This window comes from Chitinophagales bacterium, from assembly GCA_019694975.1.
Taxonomy (GTDB): domain Bacteria; phylum Bacteroidota; class Bacteroidia; order Chitinophagales; family UBA10324; genus JACCZZ01.
In genome coordinates, this window is sequence record JAIBAY010000006.1 from 31,408 (window position 1) to 57,806 (window position 26,399).

The following is a 26,399-nucleotide window of genomic DNA, read 5'->3' on the forward strand; positions in this document are numbered from 1 at the left end:
AAGATCATGAAAACAATAACCATCCTTCTAACCGCTCTCCTGGTACTCGGCCTGCAGACAGTTTATGCCGATTCAATGGATCGTTCCGCAAATTGTTGCCCCGCAGTAGAGCAGGTCAGCACATCAGCCGTTCAAAGTCAGCAATTGCTTTTAGATCAGCTGCAGGCGGAAAGTGAAAGTATGCTTACACATACAGCAAAGGCCGTGCATGAGCAGGTGCAAAGGAAAGTAGCTGTGGAAAGTGATTTACATGCGTCAATGACCCTAATGCAGCATGAAACGGAAAGCATTCCCGTGGAAGCGTTGCAGGTGATTGCTGCAAAAGCGCAAGCCGCAGTGAAGGGGGTGAAAAACAAGTAGAACAAAACCGCTGCAACATTTCATTCAGCATCTAACACAACAAAACATGAAAACGATAGTCTTTTTAGCCATATCACTCTTCTTATCCGCCATGGCCTTTTCACAGGATAAGCATAACGGGAATCTCAAAAATAAACCGGTGGAAGCAGCCGTTACATCGGCGATGGAAACAGATGCCGGAACGCTTGACAGGCTGCAAAGAGAGACAGAAGATATTTCCGTGATGAAACCTATCCTTTTCATTGCAGCGATTATTGACGACAGGCTGGCATTACGAAGGATGGAAAAAGAATCGATCGCAGACGCCAAATCCCGTGAAACGGGAAGCCGGTGACACTGCGATTGCCTGGGGTGAAGGCGGGAAAGGAAGAGCCCGCCTTCCTTTTCAAACCAAAGATGGACAGCAAATTATGGTCACAGCTCCATTGATGAATTAAACCTTTCAAAAAACAGTGGTTAAATAGTTAATATATAGTTAATTTTAGTGCCGCTTTATTTAATAACTGTAACTTTTCTCCGTTATAATGCGTCTACAAGAAAATGCAATTATGAAAATAGCCAAATTACTTTTTCTCACGGCCCTTTTCACTGCCGTTTTAGCCAGGGTAAATCAACCGGCATTCCTGAGCAGCCGCGAAACAGCTGTTTGCATGAGGGTAAGAACAGTGCCGTCTTCGTCAGATCAGAAGAAGAAGGACAATGAGCAGGAAGCTACTCCCAAAACGCCGGAAAAAAGCACGAATAAACAGGCATCCGGATTTAATATTAACGATGCCAATATGCTCAAAGCCACGCTCGCTTTTGTTGACGGCGGCGCTCCAAAATAGATCAGCTGCTCATGGCAGATGAAAGGATCCTCCCGGAATTTACGGGGGGATTTTTTTTGAAGCAATACAAAAGAAAGCGTTGAAGCAATGCCCGATGACGGGATAACGCTTAGCGTGCTCTGCAATCTAAAAATCCTGCATGCATTCTGCATTGCAGGAAAAAAAAGACGCACAAACATTTGAAAATTTTCGGCCGGACTTCAACCCTTTTGTGTGTTGACATGCAAATGCAGGTTACAATACAAAAAAAAACGGTTGACCCTGGTGGATCAACCATTTTACTTTTGTTCCGGTCATTATTCTTTACTTATTCAAACAGCAGTTTGCCCTGAATTTCCTTGTTATCCAATCCGATTTTCACGAGGTAAAGTCCGTTCACCAATCCTTCGCGGTTGATGCTAACCTGTGCGCTATTGATATTTTTAACATCCGCCACGAGGCGTCCTGCCATATCATAGAGCCGAACATAACTGATTTTTAGCCTGGGATCATCCAGTTGCAATACAAAAGAGGTAACGGCCGGATTAGGGAACATCTTCACATCCGAAGCGAAAACATCGGGTGTCTGAACACCGCTGATGAAGCCGGGCAGCTGCATAGACTGCACTACCCTTGGTGCAAGGTATCCCTGTATCGAATCAATGTAAGCGAGACCTTTTGCTTTTGATGCGTCAGGATTGGTGAGAAAAGCATTTTGATAAATCACGGCCACATTTGCTGCAGGCACTCCGTATGCAGGTGCTACCGTTTGCAGGGCGATGGAATCCCACCATTCCCATGGTCCGGCCTGCCCATGGAAAGGATTGCCCGGAATGATGATGGAAGGATCCGGCAGGATGAATGGGAACAACCCTTCAAACCCTTCATTCACCTGGTTGGCGCGGGTGGTATAAGGATCGTTGTAAGGAATATCGAAGACATCGTTGTTTCCGAACTGATTGGCCATGCGGACTACTTCGCGGCTGCCACTGACATATACCACAAATTGCCCCGTTGTAGGAACGATTACATTACCATTTCCATACGGCGCAAACGGATCATTGGTAACATGAAAACAAACCATTGGAACGTCTCCGGCTTCCAGCCAGCTGGAATCGCCAATAGCGCCACCCATGTTCACTACCATATTCACATCGTTCCCGTATTGTGGCCAGTTGGGTTGGTTAAATCCTGTCAATCCGCCAAGGCCATCATAGTCACCCCAGAGCGCCTGGTTTACATAAGGCTGGCCTGCAACAAATCCGTAACTCAAATCCGTCTCGGCGGCAATAAACTTCAACAATTGAATTTCAGCTGTTTTGTCGAGTGTTGCATAAGCCAGGCAGACGTAACCACCTGAACCCTGGCCCACGAGCATGATTCTGTTGGTGTCAACTTTATAAGTATTGCCCTGCACTTTTGCATCCATCTTAAAATAGCGTACGCAAGTTTTAGCATCCTGTATCGAACGATACACAGCCATGAGCAAAGTGCCGGTACGGATATCCTGTGTGGCACCAACCGGATTCCATCCCAACCGGTAATCCATGGAAGCGGCAACATAGCCACGGCGGGCAAACTGTTTGCACATTTCTACTGTGGCACTGTCGTGACGATCGCCAGTTGCAGTACCATTGATCAATAAGGGAAGAAAGCTGCCGGTATGAAGGTAAATCACCAGTGGACGTGCTTGTGCTGTATCACCATCAGGCTGATAAACATCCATCACCAATGGCTGTAAGGCAGGCACACCTGTCAGCACACCATAGTTTTGTCCATACACAACAGGACCGGTAAAAGTGGTGGAGGAAAATACTTCTTCAAAATAGCGCTGTGCCGAAGAGGGTTTTGCAAACAGCAGAACAGCAAGAATTATGACAACAGATAGTAATGGTCTTTTCATGTGTAGTGGTTTTAGGATTTAATTCATTCAACTAATGTAGGATAATTTTAATTATGATTTGCAAAGCGATCGTTCAAAAAAATATCAGTAGCATTCCTTCCTGCTATCAATATGTTGAGCAGAAATCAATGATCATGCAAATGAAGAACAGCAACGCAACGCCGGAGGCACACAGGAGACATCAGGTTGAATTGCCTTCATAAGGACCATCATAATAATCTGTCTACGTTTCAGTCAATCAATTGCCATCCGGTATATGGAATCAATGCTGCCGGCATTTTAATGCCATCGGCAGTCTGGTTGTTTTCCAGCAGGGTAGCAACGATGCGCGGCAATGCGAGTGCGCTGCCATTGAGTGTGTGGGCCAGCTGAATTTTACCATCCTTGTCTTTAAACCGCAGCTTCATGCGGCTTGTCTGAAATGTTTCGAAGTTGGAAACGCTGCTCACTTCAAGCCATTTTTTTTGTGCGGCGCAATACACTTCAAAATCATAAGTGAGTGCAGATGCGAAACTCATGTCACCGCCGCACAGTCTTAATATGCGGTAAGGCAGTTCCAATTTTTTTACCAGCCCCTCTACATGTGCAACCATTTCATCCAATGCCGCATAAGAAGTTTCCGGATGATTGATGCGGACAATTTCCACCTTATCAAACTGATGCAACCGGTTCAGGCCGCGTACATCTTTGCCATAGGATCCTGCTTCGCGCCGGAAACATTGAGAGTAAGCAGTCATCTTAATGGGCAGCTGTTCTTCCTTCACCAACATGTCGCGGTAGATATTTGTAACAGGAACTTCTGCGGTAGGTATCAGGTAAAATCCATCTTCACTGACGAAGTACATCTGACCGTCTTTATCAGGCAATTGACCGGTGCCAAAGCCGGTGTCGGCATTCACCAGCAGTGGCGGCTGATATTCAGTATAGCCGGCAGCCATGGCATTGTCAAGGAAAAAGGAAATCAGCGCACGCTGCAGTTTTGCACCCTTGCCTTTATAAAAGGGAAATCCCGCACCGGTCACTTTGTTTCCTGTTTCAAAATCGATGATGTCATATTTTGAAGCCAGCTCCCAATGTGGTTTTGCATCTTCAGGCAATACCGGCATCATGCCGCCTTCGCGGACAACCACATTATCTTCCGGTGTTTTTCCTTCCGGCACCAGTTCATTCGGTAAGTTGGGAAGCCGGACAAGCAATTGCTGCAACTGATCTTCCGTTGCTTTCAGTTTCTCTTCCAGTTTTTTTGCATCATCGCGGTATTGAATGGAAAGGGTGCGCTTTTCTTCTGCAGCTTCCTTTTTGCCCTGTGAGAATAACTGCCCTATTTCTTTCGATAGTGCATTGGATTGTCCCAGTAACTGATCTAACTGCGCCTGCGTTTGCCTGCGGTCGGCATCGAGGGAGATAATTTTCCCGATGATATCCTTTGCATCGAAATGTTTTTTTGCAAGGCGCTGAATGGCCGATGCTGAATTACTCCTGAGATATTGAAGGGTAAGCATGCAGTATTTTTTCCGTAAAGATAGTACTACAGGGTTAAGATCAGACTGGCAAAGGGTATCATGGCGGCGATGTTCATGGCTATTAGAATATTGCTGAAGGAGCGGAGTGAGAATATATGCAGCTATTGCGAATGCAGGCGGGCCTGAAATGAACGTGACATCACCTGATTTCCTGGCATAATTCCATCAAGACACCATGCGTATTTTTCGGATGTACAAAGCAAACGAGTTTATTGTCGGCGCCTATTTTAGGTTCTTCATTCAGCAATACAAAGCCTTCCGATTTAAGGCGCTTCATTTCTTCACGGATATTGTCCACCGCATAGGCAATGTGATGAATGCCTTCTCCTTTCTTTTCAATAAACCGCGCGATAACACCATCCGGGTCATTGGAGACAAGCAGCTCAATCTTGTTTTCGCCGATCCGGAAAAAAGAAGTGGTGACTTTTTCACTGGTAACCACCTCCGTTTTATAGTGCTGAACACCTAATAATTTACCATACGTTTCATTGGCTGTAGCAAGGTCTTTCACCGCGATGCCGATATGCTCTATTTTTTCCATAAAAAAGGAGTGTTGCTGTAAACTTTTTAACTAATTTCGCGTTTAGATTAAATCTAAATAAACAAATTCCGCTGCGCATAATTTATGTTAAAGCTACCGATTTACCTTGATAACAGCGCCACTACACCCGTAGATCCGCGTGTGCTGGAACAGATGATACCCTACTTCACTGAGAAGTTTGGTAATGCCGCCAGCCGCAGTCATCCATTCGGCTGGGTGGCGGAAGAAGCGGTGGATTATGCGCGTGAACAGGTGGCCGCCATCATTCATGCCGATCCTAAAGAAATCATCTTCACTTCCGGCGCCACAGAATCGAATAACCTGGCACTGAAGGGAGTTTTTGAAATGTATGCTTCTAAGGGTAACCACATCATCACGGTCACCACAGAGCACAAAGCAATCCTTGATACCTGCAAGCACATCGAAAAAATGGGCGGGCAGATCACCTATCTCGCAGTTAACGACAAAGGAGAGATTGACCTGCAGGCACTTGAGGCGGCGATCACCGATAAAACCATCCTGATTTCCATCATGTTTGCCAATAACGAGATTGGGGTCATGCATCCGGTGCGTGAAATCGCAGCTATCGCGAAAAAACATGGCGTGCTGTTTCATTCAGATGCCACGCAGGCTGTTGGGAAAGTGCCGATAGATGTACAAGCAGACGGTATTCACCTCATGTCATTCACTGCGCATAAAATGTATGGTCCAAAGGGAATCGGCGCTTTGTATGTGCGTCGTAAAAACCCGCGTGTGAAGGTTACTGCACAAATGGACGGTGGAGGACATGAGCGTGCCATGCGTTCAGGCACCATGAATGTTCCGGGCATTGTAGGTTTTGGCGCAGCCTGTGAAATTTGCAGCAGGGAAATGGAACAGGAAGCTGCCCGTCTTTCAGGCCTGCGTGATAAGTTGGAAAATGCATTGCTGCAGCTTGAAGAGGCTTATGTGAATGGCAACCCGGCGCACCGTTTGCCGCATATCTCCAACATCTCCTTCAAATATGTGGAAGGCGAAGGGCTGATGATGGCATTCAATAAGGACATTGCTGTTTCATCAGGAAGTGCCTGTACGTCTGCCTCGCTTGAACCATCTTACGTACTCAAAGCCCTTGGGCTGGGTGATGACCTCGCACATTCTTCGATCCGTTTTTCGCTGGGAAGATTTACCACAGAGGAACAGGTTGATTATACCATACAAAGATTGACGGATGCGGTGAATAAACTACGGGAACTAAGCCCGCTGTGGGAAATGTTCAAAGAGGGAATTGATGTGAACAAGATTGAATGGGCTGCCCATTAACCGAATAATTTGAAGCACAGAAAACAAATAACTTAATACAAACCTTTAATCACCCATCAGATGGCTTACTCAGAAAAAGTGCTGGAACATTATGAGCATCCTAAAAATGTAGGAACACTCGATAAAAATAAAAATACCGTAGGAACAGGATTGGTGGGTGCGCCGGAATGCGGAGATGTGATGCGCCTGCAGATTGAGGTAGATCCGGCAACGCAAACTATTATAGATGCCAAATTCAAAACATTCGGCTGCGGTTCTGCCATTGCTTCGTCTTCCCTGGCCACCGAGTGGCTGAAAGGACGATCACTGGATGATGCTGCCACGCTTGACAACATGGACATCGTGGAAGAACTTGCACTGCCTCCGGTTAAGATTCATTGCTCTGTATTAGCAGAAGATGCAGTGAAAGCTGCCATCAACGACTATCGCGTGAAGAATGGCATGGAACCAATTAAGCTGAAGGAAAGTGTGGTTCATTAGAAAATAATAAAAGAACAGAGACTTAAGAACTGAAGAGATGAGACCTGTAATATGGTAATCCGTCTTTCAGCGCTTTAATCTTCAATATTTTGCATCATGATTACAGTAAGCGAAAAAGCGAAAACAAAAGTGGATGCGCTGACGCATGAAGCGGGCCTTGACAAAGATTATTTTGTGCGCGTATCAGTAGTAGGCGGCGGCTGTTCAGGACTTTCCTACAAGATGGATTTTGACAATGAGTCGAAGAAAGATGACCAGGTATTTGAAGACAAAGGACTGAAGCTGGTATGTGATCTTAAGAGTTTTCTTTACCTGTGCGGAACAGAACTCGATTATTCTGACGGACTAAATGGCAAAGGATTTCATTTTGTGAATCCTAATGCAACGAGAACCTGCGGATGCGGGGAGAGTTTTGCAGTGTAAATGATGCATTCAAATAACAGGAGCGTCTCCCCGTCAGCGAGGAGACGCTCTTTTTTGTATACAATTCAACTTTATTGTTGCTCTTCCTTCGGGTTAACCGCTATCCGGATTTCCTATGCTAAGTCTATCAGTTTTTCAAATGATCGTCAAACCATTCTTTTCTTCTCTCAAACCGGTCGCGAAGGTAACTGGGCACATCGAGGCCATGATATTGGTTGGGATAGATGACGAGTTGTGTTTCAACACCCAGACTCTTTAATGCCTGGTACATCTGTTCTGAATTCAACAGCGGAACATTAAAGTCTTTTGCGCCGCACATAAAGAGTGTCGGGGTTTTTATCCTGTCAGCATGCAGGAAGGGCATGGAATTTTTTACATAAGTATCAAAGTTGGCCCAGGGAGTTCCCAGCTCTGCTTCATATTCGCGGATATACATGTCGGTGCCATAACCAGCCAGGGCATTGCCTATACTTGCGCCGCTGATGGCACATTTGAAACGCTGATCGCGTGCGATAACATAATCGGTGGCGATGCCGCCATAGCTCCAGCCTTCCACCGCTAACCGGTTAGCATCAGCAATACCGTTTTTCACGATATAGTCTACACCGGATAAATCATCATCAATATCCACGGAGCCCCATGCAGCAAAAATCGCCGTGGCAAACTTCTCGCCCCTGGTCGTGCTTCCCCGTGGATTCATGGAAACGGTTACATAGCCCCACGACGCGTACAATTGCCAGTCAAGTGCCCACTCATTCTGATTCTGACTCGTTGGGCCGCCATGGATCTGCAGTATGGCAGGATACTTTTTGCCTTCTACATAATCAGCGGGTAAAACCATGAAGCCGCTGATCATTGTTCCGTCTTTACTTTTTGACTGGAACTCTTTCGTGGTGGCCAGCTGATGGCGTGACAGCCAGCCGTCATTCTGATGTGATAACCTGCGGAAGCCATTTTCATCCTGCACAAAAATTTCTTCAGGAATCATCGGCGTGGTGTATTGCATAGCAATTTTATCCGCCGTAAGTAAGTGATACTTGTAAACCGTATGCCGGCCGGTAATTACTTTCTTCATCTCACCGCCTTCAAATGAAATTTTATTCAGATCGAGGTTTTGGTCATCCTCTGCAATGAAATAAATATCCTTTCCATCCGGCGACCATTGCGGATTCCAGACATTCCGGTCGTATGCAGCGGTTATGATTTTTGCCGTGCCGCCTGCAACCGGAATAATGGCCAGGCGTTGCGTAGCATAATAAATGAGTTTCAGCGGACCGCCTGCCGTGTAGGCAATGTATTTTCCGTCGGGGCTCCATGCCGGCGGCGATTCATAAGATGGATCGTTATCGTTACCGGCATTGGTAGTGAGCTGACGCGGCGCTGCATGTGCTTTTGCATCCACCACATATACATCATAATTGTCGTCGCGGTCCCAGTCTTCACGTGCACGTTTGCTTACAAAAGCAAGCTGTTTACCATCAGGACTCCACGAGGGAAGCTGTTCTTCAAAATTGCCATCTACAATCCTGGCCGTATCGCCGGTTGCAATATCCATCACAAACAAATGTTTTCGCGCAGTAGTAAGATATCCTGCATAATCTTCCTTGAAATAATAGCGATCAATGACAATGGGCACCGGCGTTTCCGTGCCTTCTATATATTCTGTTGTGTCAATAACATTTACAATCAATGCAATTTTCTTCCCGTCAGGGCTCCAGGCATAATCTTCCACACCACCGGCAAATGAGGTTAGTTTTTTTGCTTCACCACCATTACGGTTCAGCAGCCAAAGCTGACTGGTTTCATTACTGTCGGATCTTGAAGAAAGGAAAGCCAGGTAGATATTGTCAGGCGACCAGCGGGGAGTGCTTTCGCTTTCCTCTTTTGTGTACGTGAGTTGCATGGTGGTTTTTCCATCCCAGCCCGACATCCATATATCTGTGGTGAAATCATCATCTTCAAAGTTGGTGGATGAAACCGTATAAGCCACCCATTTACCATCGGGAGAAATGGAAGGTTCTGTAACATCATGAATACTGTCTGCATCGGCAATGGTGATGGGTTTTTTGGGTGACTGGGCAAAACACAGGTGGCAGGCGGTTAATGTGAGCAGCGTGATGATCGTGTGACGCATGATTTTGAATTGTGGTGAATTATTGATGATTGAATGATGATGTTAAGTTGAATTGCGGAGAATTGTTACTGTGCTGACCTGCTGCCGTCATTGTTACCTTATTTGTTCATCGTTACTTCTTAGTAAGCACGGCTGCAACTGTGTTGCTTACAGAGAATACATAATTTCCGTTTTCTTAAGGTAAATGGTTGTCTTATTCCCGCGCATTGCAACTGTCAATATTAAATGAAAGAAGCGTAATGGCTGTTGTTCATCGCCACATTTGCTAAAGAATTATCGGAAGACTATTGATACCCCGGATTCTGGACCAGGTTGTTATTCACCTCCAGCTCGCGTTGCGGAATTGGAAACACCAGCTTATCGTCGTTGTAAGGCATGGTGCCCACGACACCATGCAACCGTTTTACATCGTGGTATTTGAAACCTTCATGTGCAAGTTCCAGTCTGCGCTCCAGTAATATATCATCCAGCGTGACGGAGGTAACAGCAGGCAAGGCAGCCCTAACATGCACCATATTGTAGTCATCTGCCGGAGTCGCACCAACGGAAGTGCCGAGCCGCTGATTACATTCGGCGCGCACCAGGTACATTTCCGCGAGGCGGATGACAGCGATATTCGCATACTGATTTTTCCATTTGCCGGAAAGGTAATCGCCGGAGCTGGTGTAGAAGAGCGACTTCCTCACATCGTCGGCGGGATAGAGCGCGAGATGCGCATCTTCAATCAATATATCACGACGGCCGCCGTTCGAGGCGTTGGCAAAAAACTCATTCATTGAATTATTGCCATCCTGCTCATTGATTTGAACCGAGAACACCGATTCCTTGGTGTCTTCCACCTGGTTGAATACATCCTTATAGGCAGGAACAAGGCTATACTTTCCGGATGCAATAACGCGGTCTGCGGCATCACGCGCATTTGCATAATCACCTTGCTGCAGATAAATCCTGGCCAATAAGGCTGCGGCAACAAATTTGTCGGCATACACATTATTCGTTTCCGGTAAAAGGCTTTCCGCCGAAGTCAGGTCGGCGATTGCCTGTGCATAGCATTCTTCCACGGTATTTCTTGCAGGTGTTGATGATGCATCAATCACGATAGTTGGTGTTAACACAATAGGTACGCCTAACTGACTGTTGACCTGGCCCGTTTCGTATTGCTGCCCGAAATAGCGCACCAGTTCAAAATACATCCAGCCGCGCAGGCATTTAGCTTCACCTTCCACCTGCGCGCGGTCTTCGTCATTCACCACTGACAATGCAGACAAAACATTGTTACAGATGTTAATGCAGTTGTAGGCATCTGACCAGCATGCTTCTACGTCTGAATTAGTTACCAGTATCTGCCGGTTAAAAATTTCGCGCGGCGCTTCGAAGGTTCCTACCCACAGCACTTCGCCTTCGCCGGCATACAGTTCAGCATTTCTGAGAATGTTGCCGCCAAACAAGTCATCCTGTGAAAGTTCATCATAAGCACCCACCAATACCTGTTTTACGCCGGCATCATTGCTGAGTGCCGTGGCATTGGTGAGGTCCTGCGCAGGCTGAAGGTCGAGCTTGCCGGCACAGCCATTCATAAACAAAATGGCAGTGAGGAGGATGGTAACATGCAACCATCTTTTTGCGGGAGCGGATGTGTGGCAGTCTGAATTTATAATCGTATTCATGTCGTTATTTTTATCTGTTATTAGATTTTTCATTTTGATTGATTGGCCGGTGAAGCAATTATTTCAGTAAAAACAAATCACAATCCTATCGTCAATCCGAATACAATGGTTTTAGGTTGCGGGGCGCTGTAAAAATCTATGCCTGCTAATACATTGGCCTCTTCGGGCAGCACATAGTCGGAAGTAACTTCAGGATCCCATCCGCGGTAGCTGGTTATGGTAAGCAGGTTGTATGCCGACATGTAAACCCGGAGACTGGAGAATTTTATTTTTTTAAGCAAGCGGTTAGAAAAGTCATATCCAAGTGTAAGTGATTTGAGCCGGATGTATGATCCGTCATCAATGTAGCGGCTGGAGCGTGTCTGATCACCATTATCAAAGCCGAGCCTTGCCTGCGGAACATCCGTAATATCGCCGGGATGCTGCCAGGAATTCAGCATATTGGTGGTCTGATTATCATACACGGCGCCATTGGCTTCCATCCAGTGATCGCCATTCAGGTTGATCTGGTTGCCATAAACACTTTGCGTAGCGATATCCAAAGTAAATCCTTTATATGTGAAGCTGTTGGAGAATCCGGCGATGAAATCAGGATTGGGATCGCCCAATACCACAAAGTTGGCAAGGTTGAAATCGTTGGTTGTTTCAGTGGAGCCCTCCGTGCCATTTACATACCACAACGCATCGCCGTTTGCAGGATCCACTCCGGCGTATTCCGCGCCATAGAAGACGCCCAATGGTTCACCGACCTTCACTACATTCAGAATATCCGAGCCGCCATTGTCTATGAGATCCTGGCCAGGCGCAAGTTCCAACACTTCATTTTTGTTGGCGGCGAAATTTACGCTGGCTGTCCATTTAAATTCATTCACCAGTATGTCGCCGTTCACGACAAGCTCCACTCCATTGTTTTTCATCTTACCGATATTTTGTGTCTGCAACAGGATACCGGTTGTGGCGGGAATAGGCACATCGAGCAGGAGATTGGAGGTATTCTTTATGTAATAATCCAGTTCGCCGTTGAGGCGGTCGCCAAAGAAACCGAAGTCAATGCCGGCATCAAACTGAAAGGTTCTTTCCCAGGTAAGATCAGGGTTCTCGATGGTGGAAGGGTAGAGGGCCGGATTACCATTGTAGGAAGCGACGCCATATTTTCCGATGTAATCAAAGTCGCCGATTTCAGCATTACCGATTTCGCCGGCACTGGCCCTGACTTTCAGGAAGCTGATGGCGGGAATGCCGGCTAAGAATGATTCCCTGCTTAAAATCCAGCCGGCCGAGGCAGAAGGGAAAAATCCATAGCGTTTGTTTTCACCGAAGCGGGATGATCCGTCGATGCGGCCGGTGAGTGAAAAGAGATATTTCTCATCATAGTTGTAATTGGCCCGCGCGAAATAGGAGATAAAGCGATACTGTGTAAAGTTGCTGGTACCATATACAATCTGTGATGCGCTTGCCAGGGTCTTCAGATCATCATTGGGAAATCCCTGTCCATCCACCTTTTGATAGAACTGCGTGTAAGGCTGGTATTCAATACCGCCTGTCGCTTCGATATTGTGCAGCTTGTTGATGCCGGTGAGATAGGTCAGCAACAGTTTAGTGTCATAATTTTCCACGCGGGAAGCATAGGCTTCGCCATATCCGCCCACCGACTGCCCGAAGTTGGAACGGCTGCCTGAATAACGGTCAGAAGTGAAGTTGGTAAAATCGCCGCCCACTTCTCCGCGCAGTGTTAGTGAAGGGATGATATGGAAGTTTGCGTAGATATTGCCAACGGTACGAAACGTGTAATTATTCGATTGTGTGTATTCCGCTTCCAGCAAGGGATTAAAGTAAAGCGTAACAGGCTGATCAGACAGTTCGCCCAGTGTGTCTCTTACCGGTGTCAGCGGCGACTGCGCCACAATCTGCATGGGGGATTCAAAGTAATCATCATTCGGAACATCATTATTCAGGCTGCGGCTCATTTGCAATGATGTGCCGAGGTCAAATTTGTCTGACAGCTTACTGTCGAGATTGATCTGAATACTGCCACGGTTCATATAGTTATTGATCAGGATGCCGTCCTGCTGCGAATAGCCGCCGGCTATAAAATACTGCAGCTTGTCGGTGCCGCCGGATACGGATGCATTCACATCACGTGAAGTGGCTTTTTGAAAGGCAAGAGACTGCCAGTCTGTACTTACTTCCCTCGTAGTCCAGTCTGCCCATCCTGAATTTCTGTCGAACTGCTTGTGCACATCTTCCAGGTAGTCGTCAATGGCTTCCTGCTCGCTTCCGTATCCGCTGATATCATTGGCAAAATCATATTGGCCGGCATTTACCGCTGCCTGCTCGAAGTAATTGATGTATTGATCGCTGTTCATGAATTCGCGCAGGCCTGTGGGCTTGCTCCAGCCCTGCTGATAGTCGATGGTAACTTTTGATTTTCCTTCCTTGCCTCTTTTGGTGGTGATCAACACCACACCATTAGCGCCGCGCGAGCCATAGATGGCAGATGCCGCCGCATCTTTCAGGATGCTGACGGACTCAATATTATTGAAGTCAATATCATTCAGCGGGTTGATAGAAAGGTTCACTTCATCATTCACTGCTTTTGTATTGATAGGAATGCCATCGACCACGTACAATGGTTCGTTGTTGGCGGTGATGGAAGAAGAGCCGCGCACCCTCACCTTGATAGCGCTGCCTACTTTTCCATTGTTGGTTTCCACGAATACGCCGGCGGCTTTTCCCTGCAGGGCCTGTTCAATGGAGGTAACGGGTGCACGGGCGATCGCTTCACCTTTTACTTCCGCAATGCTGCCGGTTACTTCTGTTTTTATCTGTGTGCCATAGCCAACCACCACCACTTCTTTCAGCAGCTGTTCCGTGTTGGCCAGCACCACATCCACGGCGGACTCGTTCAGGAAAGCGATTTCCTTTGTTTCATAACCCACATAAGAAAAGATGAGGGTGCCTCCTGAGGCGGGCACGTCAATCGCATATTTCCCAAGCTCATTGGAGATGGCTGCTGTTTGCGTTCCTTTAATGACTACGGTGACGCCATCGAGCGGTTCACCGCTTCCCTTATCGGTGACTACGCCGGTCAGTGAACGGTATTGCGCAAAAAGCGGAGCATACAATAGCAGGCTCATCGCAAGGAGTACAATTTTTCTCATGGTTCAATTGGGTTGTGTTGCGGTTCATATATGAATCATAAACGTAGTAAATTCCCATTGGATTGGGAACTAATAAAAAGGATCATTGCTATCCGCGTAAAATTTCCGGACATACCTTTTTCATGCGTTGGCATTTTTTTCTTACAACGGTCGCCCCACGGTTTTTTTTCCCCGACAATCATTAGCTACCAAACGGTCGTCCCTGCGGGACTTTGGCATCGAATTAATTGAGCAAAGTGCGGGCAAAAATCAAATCAAGTTGAATGGCTTTTTTACACCAAGAATACTTGATCAAAGCGTAAGCATAAATCAAATTGAATTGCTTGTTTCTTGAACGGCAAGGTCCGTAGTGGCAATTGAACAGCAGAAAATTAATCACGTGGAATCATATCCCTGCAGGGGCGACCGAAAATGTCAACATTCAATTTAACCGGACAAACAATGATCAGGATTATCAGATAGCAGAATGCTCTTTTTGAAAGCTATTGCTTGATTACTGTTTCAAAATAATTTTTCTCTCCGTCAAAAAGTTTAACACGGTAAATGCCTGCGGGTAAATGACCGGTATGGAGGGTGAATAGCTGTGTCCGCGATATTTTTTGTTTCATTACAATTACCCCAAGATTATTGATAAGCGACATTTCAAACTCTTCGTTACTAACCGGCAATTGAATATGTAACAGATTTGAAAACGGCGAAGGATAAGTCTTGAAATACCTATCTGCAGATTGATCTGCACCGGTAATCACCACTACATCAAGCGTAGTATCATAGGTTGCCGAACATCCATAATACTGATCAACTGTTAATGAGACGGTATAAGAACCAGCGTTGTCAAACACATGCAAGGGAATCTGTTCGGATGAAAATGTGCCATCGCCAAAATTCCAATTATAGTCAGCACCGCTAAGAACAGGGGTGAATATGAAACTTGCAGCCGCTACCTGGTCTGTTGTAAATGTTGCATCGGGAGCTGCAATGTAATCCGCCGCCACGGCATCATCCAGCCATTCAAAACGGCTGGCGATGAAATTTTTGAGTTCTTCGACAAAATAGGGAGGACTGGTGACACCCAACTCCGCCCATTTTTTAAAGTTGCGCTCAGCAGGTTGTTCCAGTAAATTCTGCAATGAATCAATGATCTCAAAAAATGATTCGTCTTTCATTATTTCTTCCCGCAAAGAAGTGTAACGGCAATACACTTCATTCACCCATTCGGGATCTTCGCGGAATTTACTCCACCAGAACGGAAAGGGCCAATAGGGATGCGTGATTTCCCAAACCCATCCCTGTTCTGTGCCGGGCGCAAATGCACGGTCGTAGTCCCATGGCGGGCCGATGTGAAGCTGACCGCCATCCGAAATTTTTTCCTTGTAAAGAAAAGTGCTGCGGCCGTAACTGTCGTAGTTGGCGCTGAATTCATTCACGATCATGAAGTCAATAAATGATTTCACGGAAATAAATTTCCGGTAGCCATTGACACTGTCGAGAAACAAATTGCCATGAAGGGCATTTTCAAAACTGTCTACATATGCATGAATATAATCGAACTGCTGCGGCTGAATATCTTCGATTTGCGGTTCCACCATTTTATAAGCAACAGGCAACTGGCAGGTTGCATAATTGATGGGAAGGTACAAGCTGTTCCAGTCGTTCGGATATCCGTTTTCATTGATTTCAATGATGTAGCCGCCCGTCAGTTCATCGCCTGCAATGTCCTCAGGTTTTAAATCAGCGATATCAACCCTGTTCTCATCGCGTTTTATTTTTTCCGTCAAGGTATAGACACCGATGTATTCGCCATTCAGCATCACTTCACAAAACATGGTGCGCGGTGCATAGCGTCCCATTCGCCTGCTCATCTCATAGGTGATGGTGTTTTTCATCAGGCTTAGGTCGAGGTATTCGGCTTTCAGGATGAAATCATTTTCGGAAGGCAGTGCTAACAATACGGTATCAATTTCCAGGCTGTCATCATCCACGAGATCGAAGTCGTAATTTTTTTTCGGATAATACGGGCCGGTAAATCCCTGGAGCTCCATCATTATTTTTCCTACGTAGGCGTAGTCAGTATCGGTCGGATGATTCAGTATGCCGTTGCCGTGATCGATGATCTTTATGTCTGCTGCAACCTTAGGTTCGGAAAATATTTCCTGGCCGTTGGTATTGATGAGTATCAGCGGCAGGTTGGATTCAGTGAAGATGAAGGGAAGTGCAGGGTTATCACCGAAAGTAATCTGAAAGTTGTGCAGTGTTCCTTCATCCTGCGGATAAGTATCATTGCATTGCAGTTTCCACGTACCGTTTGGATTTTGTCCGTTGTTGATCAATCCGAGGTCACCCATGGCAGCGTACATGCCGGTGAAGGGCGCGGTGCCGGCACTGACAGGATTCGGAGAAAAATCATTGAGGCAGGTATAGATAAAATTATCGCCATCACCGCCCACGCCTGAAATCAGCAGCACTGTCGTTCCATCAGGTGAGATGAGTTTCAACTGAAGATCTGAATCCCAGGTATGTGTGATATTGAAACAAACACTTTCCAATCCGAAAGTGGTGTCAATTGCATCCGGCAGTCCGCTTACTGCGAGATCGAATGTAACCACACTGCCATTGTCGGGTATGACCTGGTTAACGACCGTGTAATAGGTTTGTGCTGATAAGTGCAAGCCTGTAATCACTAAAGCAGCCAACAGGGTGAAAATTTTTTTATGGTGAAGCAACGGGGGCGGTATTTTATTGAGCAGGAACAAAGTAAGTATTTCCATTTGATCTGCAGAGATGGATGGGTTTGGATAGCGCCCGTTACAGCAGTAAGCAGAGGACTAAAAATCCTCATTTTACTGATTCCTGATTGAAATAAATCCGTACTAGCGTGGAGAACATAGTACTCTTCATCACCTCCCATTCAGTAACATATGCACAATATGCTTATATTCCGTACAATTGAGTATAGCCTGTCAGATTCCCGGAGTCTCATTAGTCTGCACCTTTACTTTATGCTGAAGTTCCGTGTACGAGGTAAGAATTTTCACGTCCTTTATACTGATTCGATACTTTTCAGACAAACCATGAAAGGAAGACCGGCAATACGATTACGTCAATGGCTGGCTATCAGCTTCAGTACGCTGTTTGCCTCCTTGCTTTCGATACTGTATGATATTTCGATGCGGCACACTGCTGTTGCGGCACAGCTGTCACCTAGCGTATCCCTGATGCATTACATCGTGCTGAATCTTTTAGGTGCATTCATTGCCGGCGCCCTGATCGGTGCATTTATGGTTTACTATCTACAGGACAGGCTGAGCGATAAGCCGTATGGATATTCCGTGATCATCCTGCTGGTGATCGTTATCGCAGTCATGTCGGTGATCCGTGTGCCGTATTACCTCATCCTGGCTGCGCAGGTGACGGGCAGGCCAATCATCAGCCATGAAAATCTGAGTGTTTTCAGGAAATCATTTCACTTTGCCGATCCTGTCTACTTCATCATTATTCCGCTGGTAGCCATGCAGCAACTCATGCTGCAGGTGTCCATTAAATTCGGACCGGGTGTGTTATGGAAGATTATCAGGGGCACCTACAATACGCCGAAGATTGAAAACAGGATTTTTATGTTTGCCGACCTGAATGATTCAACCACTATTGCAGAAACGTTAAGTGATGAACGGTATCATCAATTTCTCAGAAATTATTTTGGCAACATCACGTATTCCATCCTTGATTATGGAGGCGAGATTTATCAATATCTCGGGGATGGCATCATCATCGTGTGGAAATATTACGGGGATGAACGGGACCTGCAGTGCATTGATTGCTTTTATGACATGAAAAGGTTAATAGAAAAAAAGAAGGAGCAGTACCTGAAAAAATACGGCGTGGTGCCCGGATTCAAGGCAGGCATTCATTGCGGAAAAGTGGTGGTGGGTGAAATAGGAATCATCAAGCGCGACATCAGCTATTCGGGTGATGTGGTGAATACGGCATCGCGCATTCAGGGCATGTGCAAAGAGCTGAAAAGCGAATTGCTGATTTCCAATGAACTGCTCCGGAGCTTCCCGCCTGTTTCACGGTATGAAACGCACTCCGTAGGGTCTATTCACCTGAAAGGGAAATCGAGGGAGATGGAGCTGAGTGCTGTTCGGTTGAAATGAAGGGAAGAATCATTTTAGGGCTGACGAAAATTGGTGTGATAAATATTTATGCCGTCGCTGAAATCCGCATTTACCTTATTTGGATGCAATAAAGCTGACTCCGATACCGACCGCGGGCAAAGAGGCTCCGGTTGTTGGTCTCAGCATCCTGCAAGCACTGTTAAGACCAACAACGGCGCCAATAAATATATAGCGGCTTTGATTGCTGCATAAGTCTTTCTACCCTTTAGGCTCTGATAAGAACTGCGCCAGTTCAGGTGGATTAAAAATCCTCATCTCATTCAGTCCGGATTGAAAAAAATCCGGACTAACGGGACTAACAGGAGGCTGAACAATAATACACCTATCATGATAGCTCCGCGAAATACATATCAATTACTCCTTTGTTTTTAGCTTCAATTTTTCCCCTGTATTCACATCTGAATCGTTCTTTTACCAATTCATACGTGCTGCCGCTGATATTTACTTTTCCTACCTCACTGTTTTGTTCCATACGGGCGGCGGTATTTACGGTATCGCCCCAGATATCATAAGCGTATTTCTTGAGCCCGACAATTCCGGCCACCACCGGTCCGGTATGAATTCCGATGCGTAACTCAAATGGTATTTCACCTTTCGCCTCTTTCTCTTTTTTTCGGGTGATCATAAAGTCGCGTATTTCAATGGCGGCCTTAACCATATCAATAGCATGAGTATAGCTGGAAACAGGCAAGCCACTTGCGCAGAGGTAGGCATCGCCGATGGTTTTTATCTTTTCTATCCTGTATTGCTGAATGATATTATCGAAGGCGCTGAAGCAATAATGTATTTCATCCACCAATAATTCGGCGCTTACTTTTTCACTGACGCGTGTGAAATCTTTGAAATCGGTGAACATGACGGTCACCATCGTAAACGCTTTGGCTTTAGCCCTGCCGGTAGTTTTCAGTTCTTCGGCAACTTCGGCAGGAAGAATATTGAGCAGCAATTCTTCGCTGCGCTGTTTCTCTGCATCGCTCTTTTTTTTCTCCTTTCCAATCCTGTTTCGCTGCCGGTATACTACTGCTAAAAATATAAGCGCGCCGGCAAGTCCTGCCGCTATGGAATTGCGGATATTGCGTTGCCGGATGTAGCTTTTTTCCTGCATTGCTTTTGCCGCGGCTTCCTTTTTATCGAACTCATACTGCATGGCGGTTTCAGTCAGCTTCTTGTCTTTCTCGGTATTAAAAACAGAATCTTTGATGGCGGCGTACATCTTAAAACTTTCCAGGGCGCCTGCGGGGTCTCCGAGCAATGCCTGTATCTCACTCAGCTTTTCATAATTGCTGAAGAGCGTATTCAACTCTCCGATTTCGCTGAGAATAGTTATGGCACTGTCTGTATAATTCCTGGCCTGTTGCAATGCCCGTGTCTTACTGCCGGCAAACAATTTATTGAGCTCTTCTCTGTTGTTGTTTTTTGCGATAGATAAATAGGTCCCTCCGATATCGCCGAGGTTTGTTGCCATGCCAATTTTAAGCCCCAGCTCTTTACTGATCTTTAATGCATTAAAATAATATTCCAGTGCTTTGGGATAATTCCTTTGATCATTATAAACGGCCCCGATATTACCGAGGTTTCTGGCTATTCCATTTTTATCGCCCAGCTCTTCACAAAGCTTCAGCGCCCTTGACTCATATTCCAATGCCTTTGGAAAATCTGCCAGGCTTCTGTATATCTCGCCGATGTTGCCGAGATTCGAAGCTATTCCGCCGGTATTTCCCAATTCTTCATCTATATCATTTGCCTTAAGCATATACTCCAGCGCTTTGTGATAATCTTCCCGGCTGTTATAAACAATACCAATATTGCCCAGTGTGCGTGCCATGCCGCTTTTGTCGCCTAATTCCTCATCAATCTTTAATGCGTTAAAATAATATTCCAGGGCTTTGGGAAAATCGGATTGATACCAGTAAACGACGCCAAGATTGCTGAGCACTTTGGCCATTCCGGACCTGTCATTTATTTCCACGACCAGTTCGAGTGCTTTTGAAAAATAATCCAGACTTTTTGAATATTCGGACTTCCCGAAACAGTAATTTATTCCAATGGTTCTGTTGGCATTGGCAGTTCCTTTTTTCCAGTTGAGTTTTTCCGCAAGCTGCAATCCCTCATTTCCGTATTTTAATGCAATATCAGGATCGGTTAATGTGTAATTATAACTGAGACTGATCAGCAGGTTAACCTTGCCGGTGTCATCTGTTGCTGTTTGTAGTTCGGAAAGAAGTGAATCGATCAGTGATTGTCCCTGCTTTTGCGCAAATGAAAAACCCGGGAATAAGATGATTACTAAAAAAAGCAGCAGGCACTTTTTTATAGGTTGTTCATTTACCGGCTGCACCATTCGTTGAGATGCGGACAGTTGCCGGATTTTTGCCCCGCTACCGCGGAGGACAGTATGCTCGCTCATCGGTGGAGTCACTTTTGAATTTTATTTTGAAATGCTTGACAGTAAATTATTTGCAATTTATAAACCCTGATTCAAATGTGAAAGATTAATCTGCCGGCCATTGAAGCACGGCACTGATGTGAATGAGTTGAAGAAGAACTGCTTTCAAAAAAAAGCTTAGATCCTGTTAACGGAGCAGATTGCCTGCCTCAGAATGTATATGAGTAAATATGTTTCAAGTTGTTGGTCTGAAGCTCGCGCGGGCTTTGTGAAGACTAACAACGGCAGCAAGGTTCCATTCAACGAGCTAAATAAAATCACAGATTGCAGTTCCATATTGAAAATCCGGATGCTCAGGAGGCCGGGATTAATGGCTCCCCAACAACGATATCATCCTTTCTCAAATGATTCAATAATGAGACTACTTCATTTAGATGTGCATTGCTTGAGCAACATTCATATTAGTGGAATATATATAAATATGTTATGCGCAAATTCAAAAACAAATACCGGATCCCATCGTCGCGATTGCAGCATTGGAATTATGGTTTACCAGGATCATATTTCATTACCATCTGCACGAAAGACCGTAAAAAATATTTTGGGGAAATAGAAGACGGTGAAATGCATCTACATGAATTAGTAAGGATTGCACATGCGGAATGGGCAAGAACACCGGAAATACGACCTGATATGAATTTGACGTTGAATTCATTTCAGGTGATGCCGAATCATTTTCATGGGATTTTGATGATTGGGGAAAATAAATTCAACACCTCTGAAAAAAAACAAATAATGTCTGGTAGAGACGCCATACATGGCGTTTCTACATCGGATATTCCGCACGATGGTGGAATAAAAGACGCCATGCATAACCTCTCTACGGGCGCTAAATTCAACGAATTGCCGAAAAACCAATTCGGACCACAATCCAAAAATTTAGGTTCTGTTAATCGTGGTTTCAAATCATCGGTGACTATCTACGCCCGCAATCACCATATTGAATTTGATTGGCAGGAGCGATTTCAAGATCATATCATCCGCAATTACCTTGAATATGTTCGGATTTCCACATATATCATCAACAACCCTATAAAATGGAAGGAGGATAAATTCTTTTATGATTGATCGTAGAGATGCCATGCCCGGCGTCTCATCTTCAATAAAGTATTGATGGATTGCAAATCCGCCATGCCTGGCGTCTGCACCTCACACCATATTTATCTTTAAGTATATTGTGTTGTAACGCCATTCCATTTTTTCATGCGCCTCCTGATTTTACTGCTTTCATTGTGGCTGCTTTCCTTGCAATCCGTACTGGCTCAGGAAAAGTCGATTGCCTTCAAGCATCTCACCTCACAGGATGGCCTTTCCGACAACCGTATCACCTGCATGCTCCATGATAAGCAGGGATTCATGTGGTTCGGATCGAAGGATGGACTCAACCGCTTTGACGGCCGTGGTTTTTATGTTTTCCGGAATCGTGTGAACGATTCCACTTCGCTATGCAGTAACGACATCACTTGCCTTGCATATGATAATGATTCCATCTTATGGATTGGTACTGCTACTTCAGGTTTTTGTGCTTATGATTTCAGAACACAAAAGTTCATGACCTATAACAGGAGCAACACAGGTCTTTTCTCCAGCAGTATTAATGTTATCCTGTTTGATTCCCTGCGAAATGCACTCTGGATCGGGCTCAACAATGGAGGCCTGCAGCTATTTAATCTTGAAACAAGAAACGTGCTGCCACTGGAAACAAATGGACTTTTAAGTTTTGCAAACTTTTCCGGGTTAAGAAGTACGTATGCGTTGATTGTAAAGGACTCCACGGTATTTGTCGGGGCTTTGACCCGTTCATTGAAAAAATTAGGCGATGTTCCTCTGAAGAGTACGCCGGGGTCGCCGATTCAGGGTGCGTTAACGGTTAATACCGCACTGTTGGCAAGCGATGGGTTCATCTGGTGCGGGGCCTGGGACAATGCTCTTCATCAATTTGATAAAGATGCAAATCTGGTGGCGAGCTATATTTTTGACGGCACCGGAAAGCTGAATTTTTCGAGTGATGAATTTATCAGCATCGCGGAAGATGATCATAAGGTGCTGTGGTGCGGCAGTAAAGCATCAGGGCTTCATTTCTTCGATTTAAAAAATAAGATCTTTCTCACAGGGCATCATGCTCCTGAGCTATTCACCACGAAAGTTTACTGCATTTACCGTGATGACTATAACCGGATGTGGGTGGGAACGGAGCAGGGTTTATACGTTTATGATCCGATTCAAAACCAGTTCGAGGTAACGTTGCTCCCGGTTCCCGGAGAAAAAATCAGTTGCAGGGTATTTGATCGTGTTATCACAACAGACGGAACTGAATACATCGTTTCGGCCTGTGGTTTGTTTTACCGGAACAAAACAGAAAAGCAATATCACTTCAAATCCTTTAACTACAGGAAAGAAAGGCTTCAGCTCACCAGCATTTACTTAAGCCGTAATGGGACTGTTTTTATCGGAACGAATAAGACGATTTTTATGCTCGACACCAGATCGGTTGCATTAAAGTTGATTCCAACCAATCCGGAGATGGATAACAAGGGTTTTTATGCTGTCTATGCTTCACGATACAACTACATCACTGAATTCCCGGACGGTAATAGGAATTTACTCTGTGGCTTACCATATGGTCATGTTGTTGTGATGGCTGACCTGCAGCGCAAAAATTTGTTCAGGCTCATCCAGGGCCGTGGTGACACGGTGATTATCGAGAATCTTTTTCGCAAGCTATATGTGGATTCAAATAACCGCATGTGGATTTGCGGAGCAACAAAGGGGATCACCCAATTCATATTACCTCCGGAATTTGATCCCGACCTGTTTCCATTCGCAGATACCATGCTGCATGATATCCTGATTTTTGAACGGGAGTGGAAAAACAGGAAAGGAAATGATTTAATTCATTTAAATGATGTATATGATATTGCTGAAAATGAGGACGGCAGTTTTTGGTTGACGTCAGGGGTTTCAGGACTGATCCGGTTTTATCCGGAGAATGATAGCGCTCCGTTCTCCTTCCTGAAAGGTGAATACAAATCACTGCAGGGTTTGGCAAAACAAGATGATCAGCACCTTTGGATCATTACCGCCAAAGGCCTCCTGAGTTACGACATATCGAAAGAAGTGTATAAGCTGTTTGATTCGAAGCAAGGTATCCCGCAAGGACTTGACGGGTATTTTTTCAACGACCATGATTCCACGCTTTCCGCAGGTTTTGAAGGAGGCTTCCTCTCCTTCAATCCGCATCAGATTCAAAGAGATGCAGAGAAGCCGCGTGTACAAATTACCAGGTTGTGGGTGATGGATGAAGCATCGGACTCACTTCTGCTGCAACGATTGATTTTTAAATACGACCGGAATTTTCTCAGGTTTTATCTTTCCTCAAACTGTTTTTCAAATAACGACCAGGTTACATACATCTACCAGTTAACGGGTATTGATCACGACTGGAGAAACAATGAAAACAATCCATATATCACCTACACCAATTTGCCGCCGGGAAATTATGAGCTTAAGTTTAAAGCCGTCAACAGTGATGGCGCGGAGAGTGAAACACGCTCTGTTCCGATTATTATCACGCCGCCGTTTTACAGAACCAACTTGTTCTATCTGAGCGTGATCTTTTCGGTACTAGCAGCAGGGTACGCATTTTACCGTTACAGGATGAGCCAGATTATTAAAATGCAGGAAGTGAGAAATAAGATAGCCCGAGATCTGCATGATGATATCGGTTCCACGTTGGGCAGCATCAGCTTATTCAGCCAGGTGGCGAGCGTAAAGCTGATGCAGGAAAAGGCGGATGAGACATTGTCCATTCTCGACAAGATAAAAATCTCTTCCCGCGAAATCGTAGATAAAACCAGTGATGCTGTGTGGGCGGTTAAAGCAACCAATGATACCCTCCGGAATTTGGTGATCAGGATGGAAAGCTATGCTGCATCACTCCTGGGTGCTGCCGGGATTCAGTTTAACATCGCGTCTGATCAAAGCACCGGTGAAACCAAATTGGAAATGTCGAAGCGAAAGAACCTCTTCTACATTTATAAGGAAGCGCTGCACAACATTATTAAATATGCTGAATGTTCGGAGGTTAATATCATCATTAAAAAAGACGGAAGTAAATTGATAATGACGATTGCGGATAACGGGAGAGGCTTTATGCTGCATGATCATGGTGGAAAGCTTCCTGCCAGCGATTCCGTTGTGCTGGAGGAGAAGTTGTACAATGGCAACGGCATAAAAAACATACAAGCGCGATCGCGGGAGATCGGCGGAAAATTCAGGATGGAATCGGCACCGGGAAAGGGAACCACTATTCAGATTGAAATAAAGATTTCACCATAAATGGTGATAGACAGTTAATACGTCCTCCTTCACTTTTGTGTTATGTCAGTTTCAGAAAACAGGATTTTGCGGATTATAATATTTGATGATCATAAAGATGTGCGTGATTCGGTGGAAATGCTGTTATCTACCACACAAAATTTGATATTCGCCGCAGGCTTTGAATCCTGCAATCACCTGATTAAGGAGATCGAAGTCACCAGGCCCGACGTGGTGCTGATGGATATTGATATGCCTTTTATGAGTGGGATTGATGCGGTGAAACTGCTGCGGACAAAGTTTCCCGACTTGCCTGTGCTGATGCTTACCGGTTTTGAAGATGATGAAAAAGTATTCGACTCCATTTGTGCAGGCGCCAATGGTTATGTGCTGAAGAATGCCAACATGGAATCACTTATTCAATATATAAATGAAGTCTATTTGGGCGGCGCGCCGATGACACCGGTTATCGCACGAAAAGTGCTTGACCAGTTTTCTAAACTCCGGCCGTCTAAATCCGAGCAGGATGAATTCAACAGCCTGAGCCCGCGCGAGAAAGTGGTGCTGAATCTTTTGGTAAAAGGTAAATCGTATAAAATGATTGCGGATGAGCTTTTCATCAGCTTTGAAACAGTGCACTCCCATATCAGCAGGATATACAGGAAGCTGCATGTAAACTCAGTGGGAGAAGCAGTGTCGAAAACTATATCAAAGGGATATTGAGGAAGAAACAGTTATACATCGCTTCATTGCAGATGCTGTTTTTCAAAGGTTTATGGCAATCATTCTTATGGGTGCTGATTCGCTGCCCTTGTAGAAATTCAGAAGCTATCTCAAAATTGTTGTAGTCAGTCTGTCCCGATTGATCACATTTGCGTCAAGTTAATTTCAATTTTTGAATGAATGTTAATCGGTCATCTCGATGTTCATAGCAGCGATAATAAATGATTTCGCCCAGTAGTTTGTTGAGTGAATTTTCCAGGAATCGGTAAACGTTGCTGGAGATATATCTGCACAACCTGAGCATACTGATACCTTTATTTTTGATCTGCGATGCTTTTGATTGAACATAGTTATATACCGTTACCTGAAACAGCACAATGAACAGAAGCATCAGATAAATGATGGCTTGTACTCTTTGTTGGGTGAACGATATGCTTT

At 45.3% G+C, this 26,399-nt stretch carries 18 protein-coding genes; 10 read left to right on the plus strand and 8 right to left on the minus strand.

The features are described 5' to 3' along the window. The first annotated feature begins 6 nt into the window (after positions 1–6). The 3 genes from K1X61_11775 to K1X61_11785 all read left to right on the plus strand — a co-directional run bounded on the left by K1X61_11775 (position 7) and on the right by K1X61_11785 (position 1,187). Positions 7–360, plus strand: a complete 354-nt coding sequence (locus K1X61_11775) for a hypothetical protein (GenBank protein MBX7109317.1) — start codon at positions 7–9, stop codon at positions 358–360. Between the two features lie 46 nt (positions 361–406). Next, positions 407–694, plus strand: a complete 288-nt coding sequence (locus K1X61_11780) for a hypothetical protein (protein ID MBX7109318.1) — start codon at positions 407–409, stop codon at positions 692–694. Between the two features lie 214 nt (positions 695–908). After that, positions 909–1,187, plus strand: coding sequence for a hypothetical protein (locus tag K1X61_11785; protein ID MBX7109319.1), 279 nt, complete (start codon positions 909–911; stop codon positions 1,185–1,187). Between the two features lie 307 nt (positions 1,188–1,494). On the opposite strand, the gene K1X61_11790 is transcribed toward K1X61_11785, so the two are convergent. From K1X61_11790 to mce, 3 genes are all read right to left on the minus strand, one after another. Continuing rightward, the gene (locus tag K1X61_11790; GenBank protein MBX7109320.1) at positions 1,495–3,069 is read right to left on the minus strand and encodes a T9SS type A sorting domain-containing protein; all 1,575 of its coding nucleotides are present in this window, start codon (positions 3,067–3,069) and stop codon (positions 1,495–1,497) included. Between the two features lie 230 nt (positions 3,070–3,299). Further along, positions 3,300–4,571, minus strand: a complete 1,272-nt coding sequence (serS, locus tag K1X61_11795) for a serine--tRNA ligase (protein ID MBX7109321.1) — start codon at positions 4,569–4,571, stop codon at positions 3,300–3,302. Between the two features lie 160 nt (positions 4,572–4,731). Next, the gene (gene mce, locus K1X61_11800) at positions 4,732–5,133 is read right to left on the minus strand and encodes a methylmalonyl-CoA epimerase (protein ID MBX7109322.1); all 402 of its coding nucleotides are present in this window, start codon (positions 5,131–5,133) and stop codon (positions 4,732–4,734) included. A gap of 84 nt (positions 5,134–5,217) precedes the next feature. On the opposite strand from mce, the gene K1X61_11805 reads away from it, so the two are divergent. The 3 genes from K1X61_11805 to K1X61_11815 all read left to right on the plus strand — a co-directional run bounded on the left by K1X61_11805 (position 5,218) and on the right by K1X61_11815 (position 7,338). After that, entirely contained in the window at positions 5,218–6,435 is a 1,218-nt protein-coding gene (locus tag K1X61_11805) for an IscS subfamily cysteine desulfurase (GenBank protein ID MBX7109323.1), read from the plus strand. 60 nt (positions 6,436–6,495) lie between these two features. Beyond that, positions 6,496–6,915 carry a Fe-S cluster assembly scaffold IscU gene (gene iscU, locus K1X61_11810; protein MBX7109324.1) on the plus strand — a complete coding sequence of 140 codons (420 nt, stop codon included), beginning with the start codon at positions 6,496–6,498 and terminating at the stop codon, positions 6,913–6,915. 93 nt (positions 6,916–7,008) lie between these two features. Beyond that, on the plus strand, positions 7,009–7,338 hold the full coding sequence (locus K1X61_11815; GenBank protein MBX7109325.1) for an iron-sulfur cluster assembly accessory protein: 330 nt from the start codon (positions 7,009–7,011) through the stop codon (positions 7,336–7,338). 127 nt (positions 7,339–7,465) lie between these two features. On the opposite strand, the gene K1X61_11820 is transcribed toward K1X61_11815, so the two are convergent. The 4 genes from K1X61_11820 to K1X61_11835 form a co-directional block, all read right to left on the minus strand. After that, positions 7,466–9,472 (minus strand): S9 family peptidase, encoded by a 2,007-nt coding sequence (locus tag K1X61_11820; protein MBX7109326.1) that lies wholly within the window; start codon positions 9,470–9,472, stop codon positions 7,466–7,468. A 284-nt stretch (positions 9,473–9,756) separates the two neighbouring features. Then, positions 9,757–11,139 carry a RagB/SusD family nutrient uptake outer membrane protein gene (locus tag K1X61_11825; protein ID MBX7109327.1) on the minus strand — a complete coding sequence of 461 codons (1,383 nt, stop codon included), beginning with the start codon at positions 11,137–11,139 and terminating at the stop codon, positions 9,757–9,759. A 77-nt stretch (positions 11,140–11,216) separates the two neighbouring features. After that, entirely contained in the window at positions 11,217–14,300 is a 3,084-nt protein-coding gene (locus K1X61_11830; GenBank protein ID MBX7109328.1) for a TonB-dependent receptor, read from the minus strand. 482 nt (positions 14,301–14,782) lie between these two features. Continuing rightward, complete coding sequence (locus K1X61_11835; GenBank protein ID MBX7109329.1) at positions 14,783–17,068, minus strand: CotH kinase family protein; 2,286 nt, start codon at positions 17,066–17,068, stop codon at positions 14,783–14,785. Between the two features lie 303 nt (positions 17,069–17,371). Here K1X61_11835 and K1X61_11840 point away from each other — a divergent pair, with 303 nt between their 5' ends. Next, positions 17,372–18,454, plus strand: coding sequence for a hypothetical protein (locus K1X61_11840; GenBank protein ID MBX7109330.1), 1,083 nt, complete (start codon positions 17,372–17,374; stop codon positions 18,452–18,454). A 346-nt stretch (positions 18,455–18,800) separates the two neighbouring features. Here the strand turns inward: K1X61_11840 and K1X61_11845 are convergent, their stop codons facing one another. Further along, complete coding sequence (locus K1X61_11845; GenBank protein ID MBX7109331.1) at positions 18,801–20,882, minus strand: tetratricopeptide repeat protein; 2,082 nt, start codon at positions 20,880–20,882, stop codon at positions 18,801–18,803. A gap of 465 nt (positions 20,883–21,347) precedes the next feature. Here K1X61_11845 and K1X61_11850 point away from each other — a divergent pair, with 465 nt between their 5' ends. The 3 genes from K1X61_11850 (at position 21,348) to K1X61_11860 (ending at position 25,961) form a co-directional block, all read left to right on the plus strand. Then, the gene (locus K1X61_11850) at positions 21,348–21,989 is read left to right on the plus strand and encodes a hypothetical protein (protein MBX7109332.1); all 642 of its coding nucleotides are present in this window, start codon (positions 21,348–21,350) and stop codon (positions 21,987–21,989) included. 135 nt (positions 21,990–22,124) lie between these two features. Then, complete coding sequence (locus K1X61_11855; GenBank protein MBX7109333.1) at positions 22,125–25,259, plus strand: hypothetical protein; 3,135 nt, start codon at positions 22,125–22,127, stop codon at positions 25,257–25,259. A 42-nt stretch (positions 25,260–25,301) separates the two neighbouring features. Beyond that, a complete protein-coding gene (locus tag K1X61_11860) occupies positions 25,302–25,961 on the plus strand; it encodes a response regulator transcription factor (protein ID MBX7109334.1) in 660 nt (219 codons plus the stop codon). The last annotated feature ends 438 nt before the right edge of the window (positions 25,962–26,399 follow it).